This is a genomic window from Acinetobacter sp. CWB-G5 (assembly GCF_019209785.1).
GTDB lineage: Bacteria > Pseudomonadota > Gammaproteobacteria > Pseudomonadales > Moraxellaceae > Acinetobacter > Acinetobacter johnsonii.
In genome coordinates this window covers 272607-290385 of sequence record NZ_JAHUTF010000002.1, presented here as the reverse complement: position 1 = coordinate 290385, position 17779 = coordinate 272607, and the positions used below count along the sequence as shown (strand labels likewise).

Genomic DNA, 17779 nt, shown 5'->3' with positions numbered 1-17779 from the left:
AAAAAACACTATAGCACGCTCAGTTTTTAGCTCAAGCCGACGAAGGCATTAGTTCAAGTGCTTGTAATGCCAGTTTTTTCATATCGTTATTTCGATATGCAATAAAACCGCCATTCAGTAAACTCAATCTTTGATTATATACGAATGGTCGTCCCTGAAAATCAACCAAACCACCACCGATTCGCTCTAATAAACACTGTCCAGCACTGGTATCCCACTCACTCGTTGGGTGAAAGCGTGGGTAAATATCGACTCGGTCTTCCAACACCATGCAGAACTTATATGCACTCCCTGCGCGATACTCTTGAATAGGCGTAAGTTTTTCCAACTGCTCTAAATATACTTGATACTGCGGCTTACTCTGACTACTTTGGCTTAAGCCGACTTGAACAGCACTGTGGTTTTCAACTGGAACATATTCAGACCATACGTCTTTTTCCATATTGTATTTTAACGGCTGACCGTGTAGTGGACAGAAGTAAACTTGCTGTTCACAAGGAATAGCCAACACCGCAAAAGTTGTATGCGCACCTTCGATAAGACTGAGATTGATAGTGAATTCAGGACTTTGATGCAAAAATTCTTTCGTACCATCTAAGGGATCAAGCATCCAAAAAGACTGCCACTGCTGTCTATGCACATGCTGCCCTTCTTCAGAAAGAACAGGCAAATGAGGAAAGGCTTTGTTTAAAGCATCAGTAATAAATTGATTGACACGATAGTCCGCTTGTGTGACGGGTGAATGATCGGATTTTCGTTCAACTGTAAAATCACCACCTGCAACATAAGCTTGATACTCTGCTCGTAAAATCTCGCACGCTTGAGTCACAATCGGTACAAGTTGCAATATCAGCGCATCTTGAGGTGCAGTTGTGGGCTTAAACATGAGACCGCCTTTTTATTCATTAAGTTATAGATCGAGAAGTTCATCTATTGGGATAGCAGCATGCTGATCGCCTCGTATTCAACGGTATACAGTCACCTCAGAAGAGAACACGCGAACACTTTTTCAACACTGCCTTAAAAATATTATACGCCTAAGACACTCAGGAAATATCACTCAATTCCAATTCTTCTTTTGACTTTGGGTTGAGTGGTCCAATCAACCTGACTTTACCTTTACCCACACCTTAAATATTGAGACTAGAGAAAGTCACAAGCTGACCGTTTCTAATTTGTACTCATTCTTAATTTCTTTTCAGCGCTTTTGTACATCCAAGTGCTTTCTTTATGAAAAATCATCGCGCAAAAAAATCCCACGCATGGGAGCGTGGGATATAAAACAAGAAAAGCTACAGCGCTTTAATTTCGAGTGTAGTATAAACCTGCATTTAAAATACATCAATTAAAAAATGCACTCTTTCTCCAGTTTTTTTAAATTACTTTACAGCGACTCATTTTTATCTGAACACTTCACTTCTAATTGATACTCATCCTGCGTCACTTTGATCTTAATCTTTTGATACTTTCTTTTATTCGGATCCATAGCCGAACTAGCGACTTCATGCAAAAACTTTCGGTCATTCATAAGCTCGCTATATGCTTTATAACCAATCAAAATCTTTTCAGGCTTTTTATTTTTGGAAATTAATTCTTTTAGAATATCGTCTAGTTCATTTGCAGTAACAATTGACATATCGAAGCAACTCAAAATAAAAAAGATTATCCATGAATAATATGATCAAAAGATGTCAGAAATCATCTTTCTCACTATTTTCATTTCAATAGAAAAATAAAAGCCCGATCAGTATGAAAACAAATCGGGCTTTTTGTCTGTAATCACTCAGACCAGAAAGTTATTATAATAAAAAACCTGTTTACCTCTCTCCAAATAAACAGGCTTAACTGCACAAACATCATCTAATCATTATATTTTCATTGCTTTATGTCACACACTCTACAGCTCAAATATTTCAAATAAATGAAACCTTAAGGTTTTTTAACACAATTCAATACTTAATCATCATTACGTAAAAAGGTTAACTCATATTCATCATGCGTAATTTTAATCTTGGTATTACGATAAGTCCGCTTATTTGGATCTAAAGATGAACTCATTACATTTTCTGCAAATTTTTTATTCGACATAAACTTTGCATAGAGCATATAACCAATACGGATTTTTTTAATGGCCTTTTTCTTACCTTTTGCTTCATATTTATCTAAGGTTTCATCTAAAAAATCTAAATTTAATTCACTCATCCATTCCTCTCTATTTTATTCTCATTCGCCACATCTTTTTTAACCGATTCTTGTGTAAATAACCAGCAAAACCACTTTTTTTTATTTTCATTTTTGTCAGAAAACTTACGTTTATCGCATTAATCCGCTAAATACAGCCAACCTTTCTCCACCAGCTGAAGTGGTTTAAATTTAGCTTCAAACATAAAAACTACCCTCAGGTGGTGTTAATGGTATCGATGTAAAATGAACATTTGATGAAATAGATTAAATAGACATGAGAGCTGAAAAGCTGACCAAAACTAATGATGCTGTCCATTGTAATCCATGGCTGATTTAGGTCAGCAGCAACAGTAGAGATTTTCCATAATAATGACAGCGCTAAGCGCTCTCATCGAAAGTTTATAAAAGCTCTTCCTTCCCCATAAGGTGAATCATTCATTATGCTGAAATTTCAATATTGTTGTAGATCAATGCATCTTATATGCTCTTACTTAAAAAATTGAGATCACGTATTCTTCAATTTTTGACAATGGGCTATGCAAATCCGTCATCTTATGCAGCTATACGCTATAATTACGTCATATTTGCATAAAGCAAAACGGCTAGATCGGTTGCTAACTGTTTTCTATAGCCATTGCTGAACTTTGAAATATTGGAGATTTTTTGAGTGGAAAAGCCAATTATCATTTTTGATATGGACGGTACATTACTGGATCTTGCCTATGATGATTTTATTTGGAATCATCAGCTTCCTATCCGTTATGCTGAACAACACCAGTGCTCTTTAGAACAAAGTACTCAAGCGCTGTTTCAGTTTTATAAAACTCATAATCACACACTCAATTGGTATTCTACGCGCTTTTGGACAGCTAAAGTTGGCGTAGATACGCTCGCTTTGCAGCAGGAATTTAAGCACAAAGTTGGCCTGCGTGAAGGCTGTCTTGAACTTCTCGACTATTTAAAAAGTAACGGCTACCCTTGCTGGCTTGCCACCAATGCGGACTGTGAGGGACTCAAGTTCAAGCTCGAACACACAAAACTAGCCTCATATTTCGATGTCATTATTAGCAGCGAAACCCTCGGTCATGCCAAAGAGTTTACTGAGTTTTGGCAACATCTCCATGAACGCCATCCTTTTGCAGCCACACAGTGTTACTTTATCGATGACACTGAAAAAGTATTAAAAGGTGCTGAAAGTTATGGTATTCAAAACCTATTTACCATTGCTCAACCCTCATCACTAGGTCAAAGCAAGACATCCAGCCCTTATCCGATCTTAAATCAGCTCACCGATTTAATTCCTTATTTAGAGCAAGCTGAGGTCACGGCCAAATATGCGTAAATCCACTTTAGCGGAAGATGCTGTAGGCATGCGCATTGACAAATGGTTATGGGCAGCACGCTTTTTTAAAACGCGCTCCATTGCCAAAAATGCAATTGAGGGGGGCAAAGTTCACCACAATGGCGAACGTGTCAAAGTGTCAAGAGAAGTTCGGGTTGGAATGGAACTCACCATACAACAAGGTATTGACAAGAAAACCGTAGTGATCAAAGAACTCTCTGACGTGCGTGGCCCCGCTCCTGTTGCACAAAAATTATATGAAGAAACTGAAGTCAGTATTACACGACGGGAATTGATTGCAAGCCAAAGAAAGTTGCATAATCTAGCTCGACCTGATCATCGTCCAAGTAAAAAAGACCGACGCGATATCAGTAAGTTTAGACAAGAAAATGATCAACAATTTGACCAATATTGGTCTTATAATGATGATGAATGACATGCGTCATATTGTGTCGCACACGATCTGACTTTTATAGAAGATACAGACTAAATCTGTCACTATACTGAGCATATTCAGTAAATATCCGTGACATCGTTTTGAGGTTGTAAGATGGATGATAATAAAAGCAAGGCGCTCAATGCTGCGCTAAGCCAAATTGAAAAGCAGTTTGGTAAAAACACAGTAATGCGTCTTGGCGATAACACCGTACAAGCTGTTGAAGCGGTATCAACGGGTTCTTTGACACTTGATATTGCTCTAGGCATTGGCGGCTTACCGAAAGGTCGTATCGTTGAGATTTATGGTCCTGAATCTTCAGGTAAAACAACCATGACTTTACAAGCGATTGCCGAATGTCAAAAAGCAGGTGGTACATGTGCATTTATCGATGCAGAACACGCTTTAGACCCACAGTATGCGCGTAAACTTGGCGTAGATATTGACAATCTACTGGTTTCTCAGCCTGACCATGGTGAGCAAGCACTTGAAATTGCAGACATGCTGGTTCGCTCTGGTGCCATTGACCTCATCGTTGTCGACTCTGTTGCAGCATTGACACCACGTGCAGAAATTGAAGGTGAAATGGGCGACTCACACATGGGGCTTCAAGCGCGTTTAATGAGCCAAGCATTACGTAAAATTACAGGTAATGCAAAACGTTCAAACTGTATGGTAATTTTCATTAACCAAATTCGTATGAAAATTGGTGTAATGTTTGGTAGCCCTGAAACCACGACTGGTGGTAATGCATTGAAATTCTATGCGTCTGTGCGTTTAGACATTCGTCGCGTAGGTCAGGTCAAAGAAGGCGATGAAATCGTTGGTTCTGAAACCAAAGTGAAAGTTGTCAAAAACAAAATGGCACCTCCATTCCGCGAAGCGCTCTTCCAAATCCTATATGGTAAAGGCGTCAACCATTTGGGCGAACTTGTAGACTTAGCTGTTCAACAAGAAATCGTACAAAAAGCAGGTGCTTGGTATTCATACCAAGGTGATAAAATTGGTCAAGGTAAAAACAATGTGATCCGTCACCTTGAAGAAAACCCTCAGTTGGCTGAAACCATTGAGAAAATCATTCGAGAAAAACTATTGACGACTGCAAATGCTGCGCCTGTAGAAGAGAATGAAGAAGAGCCAGACTTTTTAGATGCTTAATTAAAGGTATCTAAAAAGATTAAATGTTATTACACGACATTTAGGCTTACACTAAGAAACGCCCTACAGGGCGTTTTGTTTATTCAGATCTATTTCATAGCCGATTATGCCTAACTCAAAATTCCCTAAACTCCTTGACTATGATGCTCTCAAACAACAATTTGGCGAGGAAGATCCCCCTGCTACTCAATACGGTCACACGCTGGTAACACAAGAAACTGCTGCTGCTTTAGATTTTGATGAAGAGAATCAACCCAAACCCACAGGTTTAACAGGTTCCCGTCTACGCTCTTATGCCTTTGCTGTATTAACACGTAAGGAATATTCAAAAGCAGAATTGATTGAAAAATTGGCCACATGGGCAATGCACCGCGAAGAAGTGATTAAACTGGTTGAAGAGCTTTCAGCACAAAACTATCAGAGTGATCAACGTGTGGCTGAGATCACTTTATCGAGCCAAAAGCGTAAAGGCAAAGGCCCTAATCGCATTAAACTGGCGCTTAAAACTAAAAAGATTGACACTGGTTTAATTTTAGAAGAACTAAAAGAAACAGATTGGGTCGAACAAGCCTATCAACTCAAAGTTAGAAAGTATGGAATTGAGGTCGCAACAGATCCAAAACTAAAAGCCAAGCAAATCCGTTTTTTAATGTATCGTGGCTTTGAAATGGACGCGATTATGAAAGCGATTAATCGCAGGGTTGATGACTAATCACCATTCGCTCTTGACCAAGCTATACCCAAATCACCTTTATAAATATTGATCTTATATTCACACCCAACATTAACTACATGTAATCGTTAATGAATTATAAAATTATAGCACTCTTAAATAAGTATAAATCAAACCAAACTCAGAAAAGCTTAAATATATACAAGACGTGTAAGATAAAAAATAATGCAATGATTTCTAATGCTTGAAATAATTTTCGATAAATTAAATGATCTGTATTTAACGTGATATTAAAATACATCACGCCCAAAAGAAAAAATACACATGGTAGAGAGCAAAAAGAGGTGAGGAATAGAGTAAATGAATTTTAAAATAAAAGTTAAGGGTAAAGATAATAGGAAATATTACAAATGTAATAACAGTCAATGGACAAGATATTTTTAAATTTGGTCTACATACAATGTATTTGTGTATTGATTATTATATTTTTAATAAATGAATATGGTGGCAACCCTACCAGCAAGCCTTCGGCACATCATATTTCTACTACCGTTGCTACCTTCCGGTCCTGGCGGGGTTTGTAGAGTACAATTGCGAAGTAACCGGCAGGGCTACCATTGCAAGAACAGAGTATAGAGATTTTTCCCTAAGTTGCAAGCCTATAAACGACTTTTCAATAAGTATTTCATTCAATTGACTATTTATAAAACAAAATCAAGAAAAATCGCTCAATTTTTGGTAACGACTAGGCTACATTCATTTACCTAAATATACGACAACAATGTAAAAGGTTATTGCAATTCATAACGTTGCCGTTTTTAATGAGGGAAATGAATTTTGTTTGATGTGTCCCCCATCAAAGCCTTATAACACGGATATTTTATGATGCTAAAGAAGCATAGCCTATGTGCCCTCACCCTACTTTGCACAACGCCTGTTTTCGCCAATATTCCAATTGAATCTCGCGGCTTAAGCCAAGCAACGAACAATAGTGTCAATCCAACCAGCGTCGCAGTAGACACAGGTGCGAGTGCAACAGCAACCAATATTAATTGGCAAATCATGCAAAAGAACCAACAATTAGAAAGTGATTTGCGTAGCTTACGCGGTAAACTTGAAGAACAAGACAACGAGATCGCTCAACTCAAACATGAGTTGGAAAATCGTTACGCTGACCTAGATCAACGCTTAGAGTTACTTCAGCAAAAAGTAGACCCTGAAGCGAGTACCACAACGGAGGATAACCAACAGGATACTCCTCCCAGTAACACCACAATCACCAACCCCAGCAGTAACACAACCGCAGCCACAGTAAACAAAGCACCTGTAGTAGTCAGTACGCAAAACACATCAGAGCCATCTGAGCTAGAAAAAGCCGCGTATACTGTCGCATTGGATGCCTATAAGCAAGGTGGTGCGAAGAAAGCGATTGCACCCATGCAAAATTTTATTAAAAACAATCCCAACAGTGTTTACATCAGCAATGCATATTTCTGGTTAGCGGAATTTAATTTAGCGATTGAACCTACCAACTATGCAGAAGCGAAAAAGAACTACGGGATTGTGGCAAACCAATACCCAAACTCTTCGCGCGCACCTCGAGCCGTCTATCAACTCTATAATATTGCCAAAGAAGTGGATAAAAACTCGACTCAGGCCAACCAATACAAAGCCAAACTTCTTAAGCAATATCCCAAGTCTGAAGAAGCCTCTTTCTTTAAAAAATAATTTTCCTACAGATATAAAAAAAGACACGCGAAGTGTCTTTTTTTATCTTTGGATTAAACTTAACGCACAATGCCACGCTCTGACTGTTCTAAGGAGTCAATGAGCAATTGTACCTCAGCGACTTCAGGCAAAATTTCTGCACGGATACGTTCTAAAGCCTGCTCTGTCGTCAAACCTTCTTTATAGATCAGTTTAAATGCTGTACGTAAACCTTGAATCACATTTTTAGACCAACCTTTACGACGCATACCTTCAACATTCATCGCAAAAGCATGTGCAGGATTACCAGAAACCATCACATAAGCAGGTACATCTTTCACAATCAATGATGCACCACCAATCATGCTATAAGAATCAATCTTACAGAATTGGTGTATACCCGAGTTACCGCCGACAATCACATAGTCACCTACGTGAACATGGCCAGCCACGCCGACGTTGTTTGCAAAAATATTATGATCACCGACCACACAGTCGTGCGCAATATGCGTATTTACCATCAATAAATTATGGCTACCAATCTTGGTTATACCGTGATCCTGAACCGTGCCACGGTGTAAACTACAATGTTCACGAATTTTATTATGGTCACCAATTTCTAACCAGGTTTCTTCACCTGCATATTTTAGATCTTGGCAGACCTCACCCACGCTTGCGAATTGGAAAATTTCATTGTGTTCTCCAATACGTGTATAACCACCGACCACTACGTGCGAATGTAACTGCGTACCTGCACCAATAGTGACATTTGGACCAATAATACAATACGGTCCAATCTTTGCATCTGCTGCAATCACGGCAGATGCATCGATGATTGCTGTTGGGTGAATAAATTCGTTATTGCTCATGATTGCTCTATTTTCTGATGCGAAACCATAATTTCCGCAGATGCTGCTACTACACCGTCAACGGTGGCAATACAATTATATTTGTAAATACCACGTTTCTGCATAACCAATTCTGATTTTAACACCAATTGGTCACCTGCAACGACTTGCTTTTTAAAGCGAACTTTCTCTGCCCCTGCGAACAAGAACAAAGAACCTTCACTTGGTTTCTCATTGTTCATGATGAAACCAAGAATACCTGAAACTTGCGCTAATGCTTCGACAATCAAAACACCAGGCATAATTGGATAATTAGGGAAATGGCCTTGAAGAAATTCTTCATTAATAGACACATTTTTATACGCCACAATTCCATTTTCAGTCACATCAACAACACGATCGACCAATAAAAAAGGATAGCGGTGTGGTAAGTACTCACGAATAGTTTGAATCGTCATTGGCAATTCAGGTTTCGTGAAACTAGTAGAATTCGACTCAGTCATCATATTTCTATTTACGCAATTTAATTGTTGATTCAAGGGACTCAATTTGAGCCTGCATATGATCAAGTTTTTTTACCAATTGGGTCAATGGCACATCTGCTAATTGTCTTAAACGAACAACGGTGCGTTTCCACTTTTGATTTTCAAACAGCCCAATTCCTGAAGAATACGTTCCAGCCACAGAAATATTATTTGTGACCATTGACATTCCAGTTAACGTAACATTATCAACAATATTTAAGTGCCCTGCAATTGCAGACCCACCACCTACGATGCAATTTTTGCCAATGGTTGTACTACCCGCAATTGCGGTATTGGCAGCAAAAGCAGAATTGGCACCAATTTTAGCGTTATGGGCGATTTGCACAAGGTTATCAATAATGACACCATCTTCCAAAATTGTGTCATCCAATGCACCGCGATCAATACTACAATTTGAACCAATCCGTACATCATTACCGATGATGACCGAACCCAATTGAGCAATTCGATGCCATTTCCCTTGATAAGGGGCAAAACCAAAACCTTCACTACCAATCACAGTATTGGCATGAATACGGACACGATCACCAATTTTGCATGACATCAGATTTACATGCGATTCAATTAAACCGCTGCGGCCAATTTCAACCCCATCATGTATGCTGACATGTGAATGGATAATCGTGTCATCGCCAACAACGCAATTTGCTCCAATGACCACATAATGTCCAATATAAGCAGTATCTGAGATGATTGCAGAAGGATGTATCTGCGCAGTGCTTTCGATGCCCTGTTCAGTGTGCTTAACCTCAAAAGCATGGGTTAAAATGGCAAAGGCTAAATAAGGATTGGTAACAACAATAAAGTTTTGATGTTCTACCAAGTGATCTTTCAGATCAGCTGTAACAATGAATGCTCCAGCTTTAGACTGCTGCGCTTGTTCTAAGTACTTTTCACCATTTACAAATGCAAGATGTCTAGATTCTGCCGAATCTAGACTTGCTAATCCCTTAAGGATTAAATCAGCTTGACCTACACACTCACCTTGGACTAAACGAGCAAGATCTTCTAAGCGATACTGTTGAGGATTCATTGATTACTTAATTGCGTTAACCTTTTGAATCATTTTATCAGTTAAATCATACTTAGCGTCATAGGCAAGTGCTGAGTTTTTATTCAAAACAACATCTAATTGATTTTCTTTACGCAATTGTTCAGCAACTTGCTTCACTCGACCATCAAATACAGTACGTACTTGCTGAATAGAGCTTTGCACACTGCTTTGCATGGTTTGCTGCAAAGTATTGAACTCGTTCATTTTGGTTTGATACTGAGTCACCATTTTTTGCTTATCCGCAGCGCTTAGCTTATCACCTGTTTGTAAACGCTGTTGTAAGTCTTGAAGCTCTTTACTCAGTTGATCAAGCTTCGTACTTTGAGGTTGAATTTTCTGTTGAAAACTCGAATTTTGCTGTTTTAAATAGGTACTATTTTCAACAACACGCTCAAGATCCACAACACCATAGCCAGCAGCATTCGCCACTGTAGAAGTTAATGCTGTAAGTGTTAAAGCTGTAAGAAGTTTTTTCATATTTATATCTTTCATGTAGAGAAAAGGTCGACCTTAGAAGGTACGACCGATTTCAAATTGAATGTTCTTTGTTTCATCGCCATCTTTATCATTCAATGGATACGCATAGCTGAGAGACAATGGACCAATCATGGTAATCCAAGTAAAGCCAACGCCCACGCTATAACGCATGTTATCAAGCTCAAAACCGAAGTTGTCTTTACAGTATTGCTTTGCATCCACGCCAGCATCAGTTTTACTTCCAGTCATATATAACTGACCAGATGGTACATCACACTGTGTATCAAACACTTGCGCACCTTCAGCAAACAGTACTGGACGAACTTGACGAGTCCAATCCCCTTTAAATGGCAAAGGCAAAGCCAACTCTGTACCAAATTGGATCAGTGCATTACCACCCACTTCCTCATAGTCATTATCTTTAGATCTTGATTCGCTATAAGTCACACCTGGATATTTCGGACCTAAGGTACTGTTATCATAACCACGTACCGAACCAAAACCACCAGCATAGAAGTTTTTATAGAATGGTAAGTCATTACCATAACCCAACTTACCATAGCCACGAAGTACGAAGTCTTTGCCTAATGGGAAGTACGCCTGAGCATCATATGTCAGCTTTTGATATTCAACATCACTACCAGGTAATGCAATTTCACCATTAATACGATGCGACATACCAGATGTCGGGAACACCGGACGGTTTAAGGTGTTATATGACCAACCTAAGTTTAAGTTATACGTTAAGAAGTCACCGGTAAACTCAGAACCATAAGGAGCAGATGTCTGACCATCTGGGCAAACATAACCACCTGTTGTAGGATCTAAAACTAAGTCAACCATACAATAAGTCGATGTACTTTTTGTCTTACCACCATGTGCTAGCAAGTAATCACGTACATAGGTCGATACATACGGACCTGTGGTGACTTCAGTTTGGTCGATGTTTAAACCTGCACTAATGCTTTGGTTTTCATCAATTGGATAACCGAAATTGATACCACCACCAAAACTATCCGTCACATAGTTGTTGACGTTATAGTCTTCATCCAACTTGGTTTTACGGTAGTACATGTTATAACCACGACGTACACCATCAATTGTAAAGTACGGATCAGTCACACTTAGGTTGTAGTAATCTTGTGTTTCTGAGCGTGATAAATCAATAGCAACAGAGTTACCTGTACCCATGAAATTGGTTTGACTTAGACCCGCTTGGAAGGTTACACCACCACTTTGTGAGAAACCAACTGCTAAAGTACTGGTACCTGAGTGTTGCTCTTCTACATTAATATTTAGATCAACTTGGTCGGCTGTGTTCGGAACACGTGCAGGTTTGATATCTACAGTCTTAAAGAAACCTGTGCGCTCTAAACGAACTTTAGATAAATCAATTTTCTCATTACTTGCGAGTGCACCTTCCATTTGGCGCATTTCACGACGTAATACTTCATCCGCAGTTTTCGTGTTGCCAGTAAAGTTAATACGACGCACAGTCACTTGCTGACCTGGATTCACATAATAATTTAAATCCACCAGATGAGTTTCTTTATCGATCTGAGGCACGACGTTCACTTCTGCATAGTAATAACCTGCATTACCATATTTACGTAGAAGCAACTGTTTAACAGCATTCACTTTTTCTTGTGAATAGATATCGCCATCTTTATAAATTTGCAAAGCTTTCAGTTCTGCTGGGGTGTATAAAGCATCGCCCAAAAATTTGGTTTCGCCAAATTTAAACTGTTCGCCTTCATCCACTGAAACTTCAACAAAAATATTCTTTTTATCTTCACTTAAATTTAAGCTTGAGTGATTGATATTAAAGTTGATATAGCCTTTGTTTAAATAAAGTGCACGTAAAGACTCTAAGCTTGCAGCCATCTTTTCACGTGCATAACGGTCATTACGTGAAATAATGGACGTCCAACCACTTTCTTTTACCGCAAACGCTTGTTCAATTTCGCTTTCTTTAAATACGGTATTACCAATAATATTGATATCTACAACTTTTGCAGCCTTACCTTCAACAAACTCAATAGTAAGATCTACACGGTTGTTCGGCTTCGCTGTTGTCACAACTTTTACATCAGCATCATAACGACCTTGCTGCATGTACTGTTGTTCAAGCTCAGACTCAACCGTCTGTAGCGCTGATTTTTTCAGCACTTCACCTTCGGTAATCCCCATCTTCTTCAAGCCTTCTTCCAAGGCCTCTTTAGGAATGAGTTTATTACCTTTAAATTCAACTTTAGAAATTAGTGGACGTTCGACAACTTTGAAAACCAGCGTATCACCCTGCTTTTCTGTTTTAATGTCATCAAACAAACCTGTTGCATATAAACTACGAATGGCATTGGCAAGTGCTGCATCGCTCACACGATCCCCACTATTCAACGGAATCATTCCATAGACATTTGCTGGCGTTAAACGAACAAGTCCATCAACCTTAATATCACGTACTATATAATCTTCTGCTGCATATACTTGTTGTACTGTTGCCATAGCACTGATGAGCGCCAAAGGCATAAATAAATGTGTGTGCTGCATGCCAGTTTTTTCCGATGTAAAATTTAATTCCGTATCTACGCTTTTTTACAAACGCATAAAATCATTGAATAGTGCCAAAAGCATCATACTTCCGAGCAATACCATACCAATTTTTAAACCAACCAATTGTATTTGTTCAGAAACAGGTTTACCACGTATTAGTTCTATAAAATAATAGACCAAATGTCCACCATCAAGCATAGGAATAGGCAATAAATTTAATATCCCTAAACTTACACTCATCAATGCCATAAATGAGATAAAAGTTTGCCAACCCATTTCCGCACTTTGTCCTGCGACTTTGGCAATCGTAATCGGTCCTGATAGGTTGTCTAGACCAATCAAACCGCGCACCATTTTTACAATCGAGTTCAAAATCATACTCGACAGTTGACCGATTTTATCTACCGCCATCATGAAGGCTTCGGCAGGATTATATTGTATCGTTTGTTTATATTCTGTAGGAATACTGATTTTCCCAGGGTCACTTTGTACACCTAAGACACCAGAAACCTTGCCCATATTGTCGCGTTTACCTTGTGGCATCACTTCAAGTTGTACCAATTGATTTTGGCGAAGCACATCAATTTTTAACAATTTCTCAGGTGAAGCTTGAACCACTTGAACCACATCAAACCAATCATTCATCTTAATGCCATCAATCGCGACAATTTTGTCACCTTGTTGCATACCCTGACGAATGGCTGCACCATCTTCGCTCAACTTAGTCACGACCGCAGGAATTTTAGGTCGATAAGGCGTAAAACCCAGAACATCAAGCGGAGACTGTGTTTGATCTTTCAAGAAGTTTTGAATAGGCAAACTAAATGTCTTAACTTGTCCCGCACGTTCGGCCTGAATTTGGATTGATCCCGTTTCACCTACACGATCAACCAAGGCAAAATTCAACTTTTCCCAAGTGGGTGTCGTTAAGCCATCAACAGCGGTAATTTTATCGCCCACTTGCATTTGAACTTGTGCTGCAGGTGTATTAGGTAGCACTGTACCCACACGTGTATTCAACTGCTCTTGTGCAGGCAAAAACAAAATCCAAAACAGAAAGATTGCAAATACCAAGTTAATCAATGGGCCAGCTGCAACAATTGCGATACGCTTCCAAGGTGACTGACGATTAAATGCTTTGGGCGCATCCTCTTCAGCAACATCACCTTCACGCTCATCCAGCATTTTGACATAACCACCCAAGGGCAATGCCGAAAGCTGATATTGAATACCTGACTTTTTAGAAGTCCACTTTAAAACCGTTGGCCCAAAACCAATGGAATAAACTAAAACTTTTACGCCCAATTTACGCGCAACAAAATAGTGCCCAAACTCATGTATTGCAATAAGTGGGCCTAAAAGCAAAATTGCCGCAACAATCATAAACAAGGCGCTCATGCTTAAATTCCTATATTCACCACATATTGCTGAGCAACATGACGTGCGTTTTGATCGGCTTCTAAAATAACATCAAGTTGTGTTGCTGCTTGATGTGGGATGGTATTCAAAGTGTGTTCAACAATAGCAGGAATACCCATAAACCCCACCTGTTGATTTAAAAATGCAGCAACCGCAATTTCATTGGCTGCATTTAAAATCGCTGGGGCTGTGCCCCCAGTTTTCATCGCTTGACGTGCCAAGCTTAATGCAGGGAATCGATGCGTATCTGGCGCTTGAAAATCCAACTGATGATTTTTAAATAAATCTAAAGCTGGAACATGGGTTTGAATACGCTCAGGCCATGCCAACGCATGTGCAATCGGCGTACACATATCAGGATTTCCCATTTGCGCCAATGTTGAACCATCCACATATTGCACCATGGAATGAATAATACTCTGCGGATGCACAACTACTGTAACAAAATGTTCTTCGATTGAAAAAAGATGACAAGCTTCAATTAGCTCTAACCCTTTGTTCATGAGGGTCGCCGAATCAACCGAAATTTTCTGCCCCATGGACCAATTCGGGTGTTTGCACGCCTGTGCAGGCGTTACATTGTGTAATTCATCTAAACTATGTTTTAGAAATGGCCCGCCGGATGCAGTCAGAAGGATACCAGACACTCCAAGTTTCGGCTTTCCGTGACGCTCAGCTTGTAAATAGGTCTGGGGCAAGCATTGAAAGATTGCATTATGTTCAGAATCTACAGGAAGTAAAAGAGCCTGATGGTCATGAGCAGCTTGCATCATGATGTCACCCGACATCACCAGCGCTTCTTTATTTGCCAAAAGGACACGCTTTCCTGCTTTTACCGCTGCTAGCGTCGGCATTAAACCTGCCGCACCAACAATCGCCGCCATTACCACATCCACTTCTGGATGTTCAGCAACTGCGATGAGGCCTGCCTCATCCGCCAAAATTTCAATGTTTTGTAAATTGGCTGCGACTAGAAGCTGGCGCAGTTCATCTACTTTGGCTTGAGGTACAACTGCAATTTCAGGTTGAAACTGCTGACAAATATCGACAAGTTCTTGCATCCGACTATGTGCCGTAACAGCAAACACAGTGTAGTGTTCAGCATGTTGTTGCAATATTTTTAAGGTGCTCTGCCCAATCGAACCGGTAACACCCAAAATACAAACAGATTGAGACATTTACAAATCTACGCCAATAAGTTTTAACACATATACACCCGCAGCAAAGATAGGTGCCGCAGCCAGTAGCGAGTCAATACGATCCAATACCCCACCATGCCCTGGCAAAATACGACCTGAGTCTTTAATTCCAGCACGACGTTTAATCATAGACTCAAACAAATCACCGAGCACCGAGCTAAATACAGTCACTACAGATAAAATAAGAAATAATAAATGCTGTGCGTACGTTAGGTCTAAATAGAGGATTTCAACAGCGACCACAATGATCATGGCCGTAATCACACCACCATAGAGACCTTCCAACGATTTATTTGGACTCACTTCAGGTGCAAGTTTACGCTTACCCAGTTTACGCCCAACAAAGTATGCCCCGCTGTCAGCACCCCATACCAATAAAAACAGGTACATCAGCCACCATGGAGACATCTTCCAGAGTGCAAAAATAGCAGTCACAGCCGAAGATATCAGAACAATCCCAACCACTTTAAGGGTTGAATTATACCAAGCATCATAATTTGGATAGGATTTAACCCAATACAGACTGAGCAACCAGCATAGAATAGAGGCAGCCCAAAGTAGAAGTGCAATATCATTAAAGTATAAGGCAAGTGTAGCAAGGCCAGCACTTAGTAAACCAAAACCCCATGCTAGAGGTTTATTAACATTTTTTGTTGTACGGGGCATGAGTTTAAACCACTCATAGCCTGCAACCCCTGCCGCAATAATCATCAGCACAAACATTGGATAGTGTGACTGGGTTGCAAACATACAACTCAGTACAACGGCCACCAAAACCAATGCGGTTATAATCCGCTCTAACATTTATTAGTTCTCAATTTTATCTTGTAGAATTTGTTCCGTCGTTTTTCCGAAACGACGTTCACGCCCACCAAATACAGCCAAGGCGTCATCAAACTCTTCTACACTAAACTCTGGCCAAAGAGTCGGAGTGAAGTAAAGCTCTGCATAAGCTGCTTGCCACAACATAAAGTTCGATAAACGAAAATCCCCACCTGTACGAATCAATAGATCTACAGCGGGTAAATCACTCAAACTTACGTATTGGCCAAAAACATGTTCATCAATTTGCTCAGGATCTAACGAGAGAGATTGAACAGCAAGTGCAATCTGCTTAGCCGCATGCGCCATATCCCACATCCCACCGTAACTAATTGCGATGGTCAAAGTCATCTTGTCGAAATTAGCAGTGTCTTGTTCGGCATGCAACATTAAGTCACGCAATTGCGGAGATAATTTAGAACGATCACCAATAAAACGTAAGGACATTTGATATTGATGCATACGAGGCAACTGTTCATGAATCGTGTCTTCCAACAGTTTCATGAGCAAATCAACTTCAGCTTGAGGGCGCTTCCAATTTTCACTCGAAAAAGCAAAAACGGTTAATGCTTGAATATTTCTTTTTCGACAATGCTCTACAATTGGGTCAAGGACATTTTTTCCTTCACGGTGACCATCGCCCTTTTGCATTGCATTTTTTTTGGCAAAACGATTGTTGCCATCCATGATGATGGCAACATGTTTTGGAAGAGTAAGCTTATCTTCTGAATCGGTCATTATACAAGTTAGACCTTCAACAACTCAGCTTCTTTATTCGCAAGACGTTTGTCGATTTCAGCAACAAACTTATCTGTGATTTTTTGAATATCATCAGATGCACGACGTTCATCATCTTCAGAAATTTCTTTTTCTTTCAACAATGCTTTGATGTCGCCCAGTACATCACGGCGAATATTACGTACTGCAACTTTTGCATTTTCAGCTTCGTTACGCGCAACTTTTTGCATGTCACGACGTGTTTCTTCCGTCAATGCAGCCATTGGAACTCGAATCGCATCAGCCGTAATTGGGTTTAAGCCCAAATCTGATTCACGAATCGCTTTATCAATTGCCGCAACCATCGTACGCTCAAATGGCTGAACCAACAATGTACGCGAGTCTTCAACACCCACGTTTGCCACTTGGTTTAATGGCACATCTGAGCCATAGTAAGGAACCATTACCCCGTTTAAGATAGATGGATGCGCACGTCCAGTACGAACCTTGGCAAAACCATGTTCTAACGAGTCAAGTGACTTGTTCATACGGTCTTCTGCGTCTTTTTTAAGATCGTTAATCATGTGATCTTCCTTACTTAATTCGAAAAGATATAAATTCTAAAATAGCGTGTAGTATAAAGAG

18 protein-coding genes and 1 other RNA gene are annotated in these 17779 nt (G+C 39.8%); 5 read left to right on the top strand and 14 right to left on the bottom strand.

Annotation, left to right across the window (positions count from 1 at the left end; translation table 11 throughout):
• Positions 1-31: 31 nt before the first annotated feature.
• From KVY11_RS05445 to KVY11_RS05435, 3 genes are all read right to left on the bottom strand, one after another.
• Positions 32-886 carry a 3'(2'),5'-bisphosphate nucleotidase CysQ gene (locus KVY11_RS05445; RefSeq protein WP_218288361.1) on the bottom strand — a complete coding sequence of 285 codons (855 nt, stop codon included), beginning with the start codon at positions 884-886 and terminating at the stop codon, positions 32-34.
• A 498-nt stretch (positions 887-1384) separates the two neighbouring features.
• Positions 1385-1636, bottom strand: a complete 252-nt coding sequence (locus KVY11_RS05440; RefSeq protein ID WP_005401037.1) for a hypothetical protein — start codon at positions 1634-1636, stop codon at positions 1385-1387.
• 320 nt (positions 1637-1956) lie between these two features.
• A complete protein-coding gene (locus KVY11_RS05435; protein WP_004696593.1) occupies positions 1957-2202 on the bottom strand; it encodes a hypothetical protein in 246 nt (81 codons plus the stop codon).
• 649 nt (positions 2203-2851) lie between these two features.
• Between KVY11_RS05435 and KVY11_RS05430 the strand changes: the two genes are divergently transcribed.
• The 4 genes from KVY11_RS05430 (at position 2852) to KVY11_RS05415 (ending at position 5832) form a co-directional block, all read left to right on the top strand.
• A complete protein-coding gene (locus KVY11_RS05430; protein ID WP_218288360.1) occupies positions 2852-3526 on the top strand; it encodes an HAD-IA family hydrolase in 675 nt (224 codons plus the stop codon).
• On the top strand, positions 3519-3962 hold the full coding sequence (locus KVY11_RS05425) for an RNA-binding S4 domain-containing protein (RefSeq protein WP_004696588.1): 444 nt from the start codon (positions 3519-3521) through the stop codon (positions 3960-3962). The genes KVY11_RS05430 and KVY11_RS05425 overlap by 8 nt, the downstream gene beginning before the upstream one ends.
• 114 nt (positions 3963-4076) lie before the next feature.
• Positions 4077-5120: a recombinase RecA gene (recA, locus tag KVY11_RS05420; protein ID WP_005401034.1), complete on the top strand. Its 1044-nt coding sequence runs from the start codon at positions 4077-4079 to the stop codon at positions 5118-5120.
• A 106-nt stretch (positions 5121-5226) separates the two neighbouring features.
• Complete coding sequence (locus KVY11_RS05415) at positions 5227-5832, top strand: regulatory protein RecX (protein WP_218288359.1); 606 nt, start codon at positions 5227-5229, stop codon at positions 5830-5832.
• Between the two features lie 472 nt (positions 5833-6304).
• Here KVY11_RS05415 and ffs read toward each other — a convergent pair.
• Positions 6305-6401, bottom strand: an RNA gene (gene ffs, locus KVY11_RS05410) — signal recognition particle sRNA small type.
• Positions 6402-6675: 274 nt separating this feature from the next.
• Between ffs and KVY11_RS05405 the strand changes: the two genes are divergently transcribed.
• Positions 6676-7521, top strand: coding sequence for a YbgF trimerization domain-containing protein (locus KVY11_RS05405; RefSeq protein WP_218288358.1), 846 nt, complete (start codon positions 6676-6678; stop codon positions 7519-7521).
• Between the two features lie 59 nt (positions 7522-7580).
• Here the strand turns inward: KVY11_RS05405 and lpxA are convergent, their stop codons facing one another.
• Genes lpxA through frr form a run of 10 tightly spaced genes read right to left on the bottom strand, consistent with a single transcriptional unit; the run spans position 7581 to position 17718 of the window.
• The gene (gene lpxA / locus KVY11_RS05400; RefSeq protein WP_010326982.1) at positions 7581-8369 is read right to left on the bottom strand and encodes an acyl-ACP--UDP-N-acetylglucosamine O-acyltransferase; all 789 of its coding nucleotides are present in this window, start codon (positions 8367-8369) and stop codon (positions 7581-7583) included.
• The gene (fabZ, locus tag KVY11_RS05395; protein ID WP_010326983.1) at positions 8366-8851 is read right to left on the bottom strand and encodes a 3-hydroxyacyl-ACP dehydratase FabZ; all 486 of its coding nucleotides are present in this window, start codon (positions 8849-8851) and stop codon (positions 8366-8368) included. Before fabZ ends, lpxA begins: the two co-directional genes overlap by 4 nt.
• Before the next feature lie 7 nt (positions 8852-8858).
• Positions 8859-9926: a UDP-3-O-(3-hydroxymyristoyl)glucosamine N-acyltransferase gene (gene lpxD / locus KVY11_RS05390; RefSeq protein WP_218288357.1), complete on the bottom strand. Its 1068-nt coding sequence runs from the start codon at positions 9924-9926 to the stop codon at positions 8859-8861.
• A 3-nt stretch (positions 9927-9929) separates the two neighbouring features.
• On the bottom strand, positions 9930-10424 hold the full coding sequence (locus KVY11_RS05385) for an OmpH family outer membrane protein (RefSeq protein WP_218288356.1): 495 nt from the start codon (positions 10422-10424) through the stop codon (positions 9930-9932).
• A gap of 33 nt (positions 10425-10457) precedes the next feature.
• Positions 10458-12974 (bottom strand): outer membrane protein assembly factor BamA, encoded by a 2517-nt coding sequence (gene bamA, locus KVY11_RS05380; protein WP_218288355.1) that lies wholly within the window; start codon positions 12972-12974, stop codon positions 10458-10460.
• A 45-nt stretch (positions 12975-13019) separates the two neighbouring features.
• On the bottom strand, positions 13020-14375 hold the full coding sequence (gene rseP / locus KVY11_RS05375; RefSeq protein ID WP_218288354.1) for an RIP metalloprotease RseP: 1356 nt from the start codon (positions 14373-14375) through the stop codon (positions 13020-13022).
• A gap of 2 nt (positions 14376-14377) precedes the next feature.
• Positions 14378-15574, bottom strand: a complete 1197-nt coding sequence (gene ispC / locus KVY11_RS05370) for a 1-deoxy-D-xylulose-5-phosphate reductoisomerase (RefSeq protein WP_094148175.1) — start codon at positions 15572-15574, stop codon at positions 14378-14380.
• Complete coding sequence (locus KVY11_RS05365; protein WP_004981939.1) at positions 15575-16399, bottom strand: CDP-archaeol synthase; 825 nt, start codon at positions 16397-16399, stop codon at positions 15575-15577. It abuts the gene before it with no gap.
• Positions 16400-16402: 3 nt separating this feature from the next.
• Entirely contained in the window at positions 16403-17155 is a 753-nt protein-coding gene (gene uppS, locus KVY11_RS05360; protein ID WP_218288353.1) for a polyprenyl diphosphate synthase, read from the bottom strand.
• An 8-nt stretch (positions 17156-17163) separates the two neighbouring features.
• A complete protein-coding gene (gene frr / locus KVY11_RS05355; protein ID WP_010326990.1) occupies positions 17164-17718 on the bottom strand; it encodes a ribosome recycling factor in 555 nt (184 codons plus the stop codon).
• Positions 17719-17779 lie beyond the last annotated feature (61 nt).

What these genes read in the sequence shown, in the direction of transcription:
- KVY11_RS05445 (WP_218288361.1), bottom strand. Translation starts at nt 886, where the DNA reads ATGTTTAAGCCCACAACTGCACCTCAAGATGCGCTGATATTGCAACTT.
- KVY11_RS05440 (WP_005401037.1), bottom strand. Translation starts at nt 1,636, where the DNA reads ATGTCAATTGTTACTGCAAATGAACTAGACGATATTCTAAAAGAATTA.
- KVY11_RS05435 (WP_004696593.1), bottom strand. Translation starts at nt 2,202, where the DNA reads ATGAGTGAATTAAATTTAGATTTTTTAGATGAAACCTTAGATAAATAT.
- KVY11_RS05425 (WP_004696588.1), top strand. Translation starts at nt 3,519, where the DNA reads ATGCGTAAATCCACTTTAGCGGAAGATGCTGTAGGCATGCGCATTGAC.
- recA (WP_005401034.1), top strand. Translation starts at nt 4,077, where the DNA reads ATGGATGATAATAAAAGCAAGGCGCTCAATGCTGCGCTAAGCCAAATT.
- KVY11_RS05415 (WP_218288359.1), top strand. Translation starts at nt 5,227, where the DNA reads ATGCCTAACTCAAAATTCCCTAAACTCCTTGACTATGATGCTCTCAAA.
- KVY11_RS05405 (WP_218288358.1), top strand. Translation starts at nt 6,676, where the DNA reads ATGATGCTAAAGAAGCATAGCCTATGTGCCCTCACCCTACTTTGCACA.
- lpxA (WP_010326982.1), bottom strand. Translation starts at nt 8,369, where the DNA reads ATGAGCAATAACGAATTTATTCACCCAACAGCAATCATCGATGCATCT.
- fabZ (WP_010326983.1), bottom strand. Translation starts at nt 8,851, where the DNA reads ATGACTGAGTCGAATTCTACTAGTTTCACGAAACCTGAATTGCCAATG.
- lpxD (WP_218288357.1), bottom strand. Translation starts at nt 9,926, where the DNA reads ATGAATCCTCAACAGTATCGCTTAGAAGATCTTGCTCGTTTAGTCCAA.
- KVY11_RS05385 (WP_218288356.1), bottom strand. Translation starts at nt 10,424, where the DNA reads ATGAAAAAACTTCTTACAGCTTTAACACTTACAGCATTAACTTCTACA.
- bamA (WP_218288355.1), bottom strand. Translation starts at nt 12,974, where the DNA reads ATGCAGCACACACATTTATTTATGCCTTTGGCGCTCATCAGTGCTATG.
- rseP (WP_218288354.1), bottom strand. Translation starts at nt 14,375, where the DNA reads ATGAGCGCCTTGTTTATGATTGTTGCGGCAATTTTGCTTTTAGGCCCA.
- ispC (WP_094148175.1), bottom strand. Translation starts at nt 15,574, where the DNA reads ATGTCTCAATCTGTTTGTATTTTGGGTGTTACCGGTTCGATTGGGCAG.
- KVY11_RS05365 (WP_004981939.1), bottom strand. Translation starts at nt 16,399, where the DNA reads ATGTTAGAGCGGATTATAACCGCATTGGTTTTGGTGGCCGTTGTACTG.
- uppS (WP_218288353.1), bottom strand. Translation starts at nt 17,155, where the DNA reads ATGACCGATTCAGAAGATAAGCTTACTCTTCCAAAACATGTTGCCATC.
- frr (WP_010326990.1), bottom strand. Translation starts at nt 17,718, where the DNA reads ATGATTAACGATCTTAAAAAAGACGCAGAAGACCGTATGAACAAGTCA.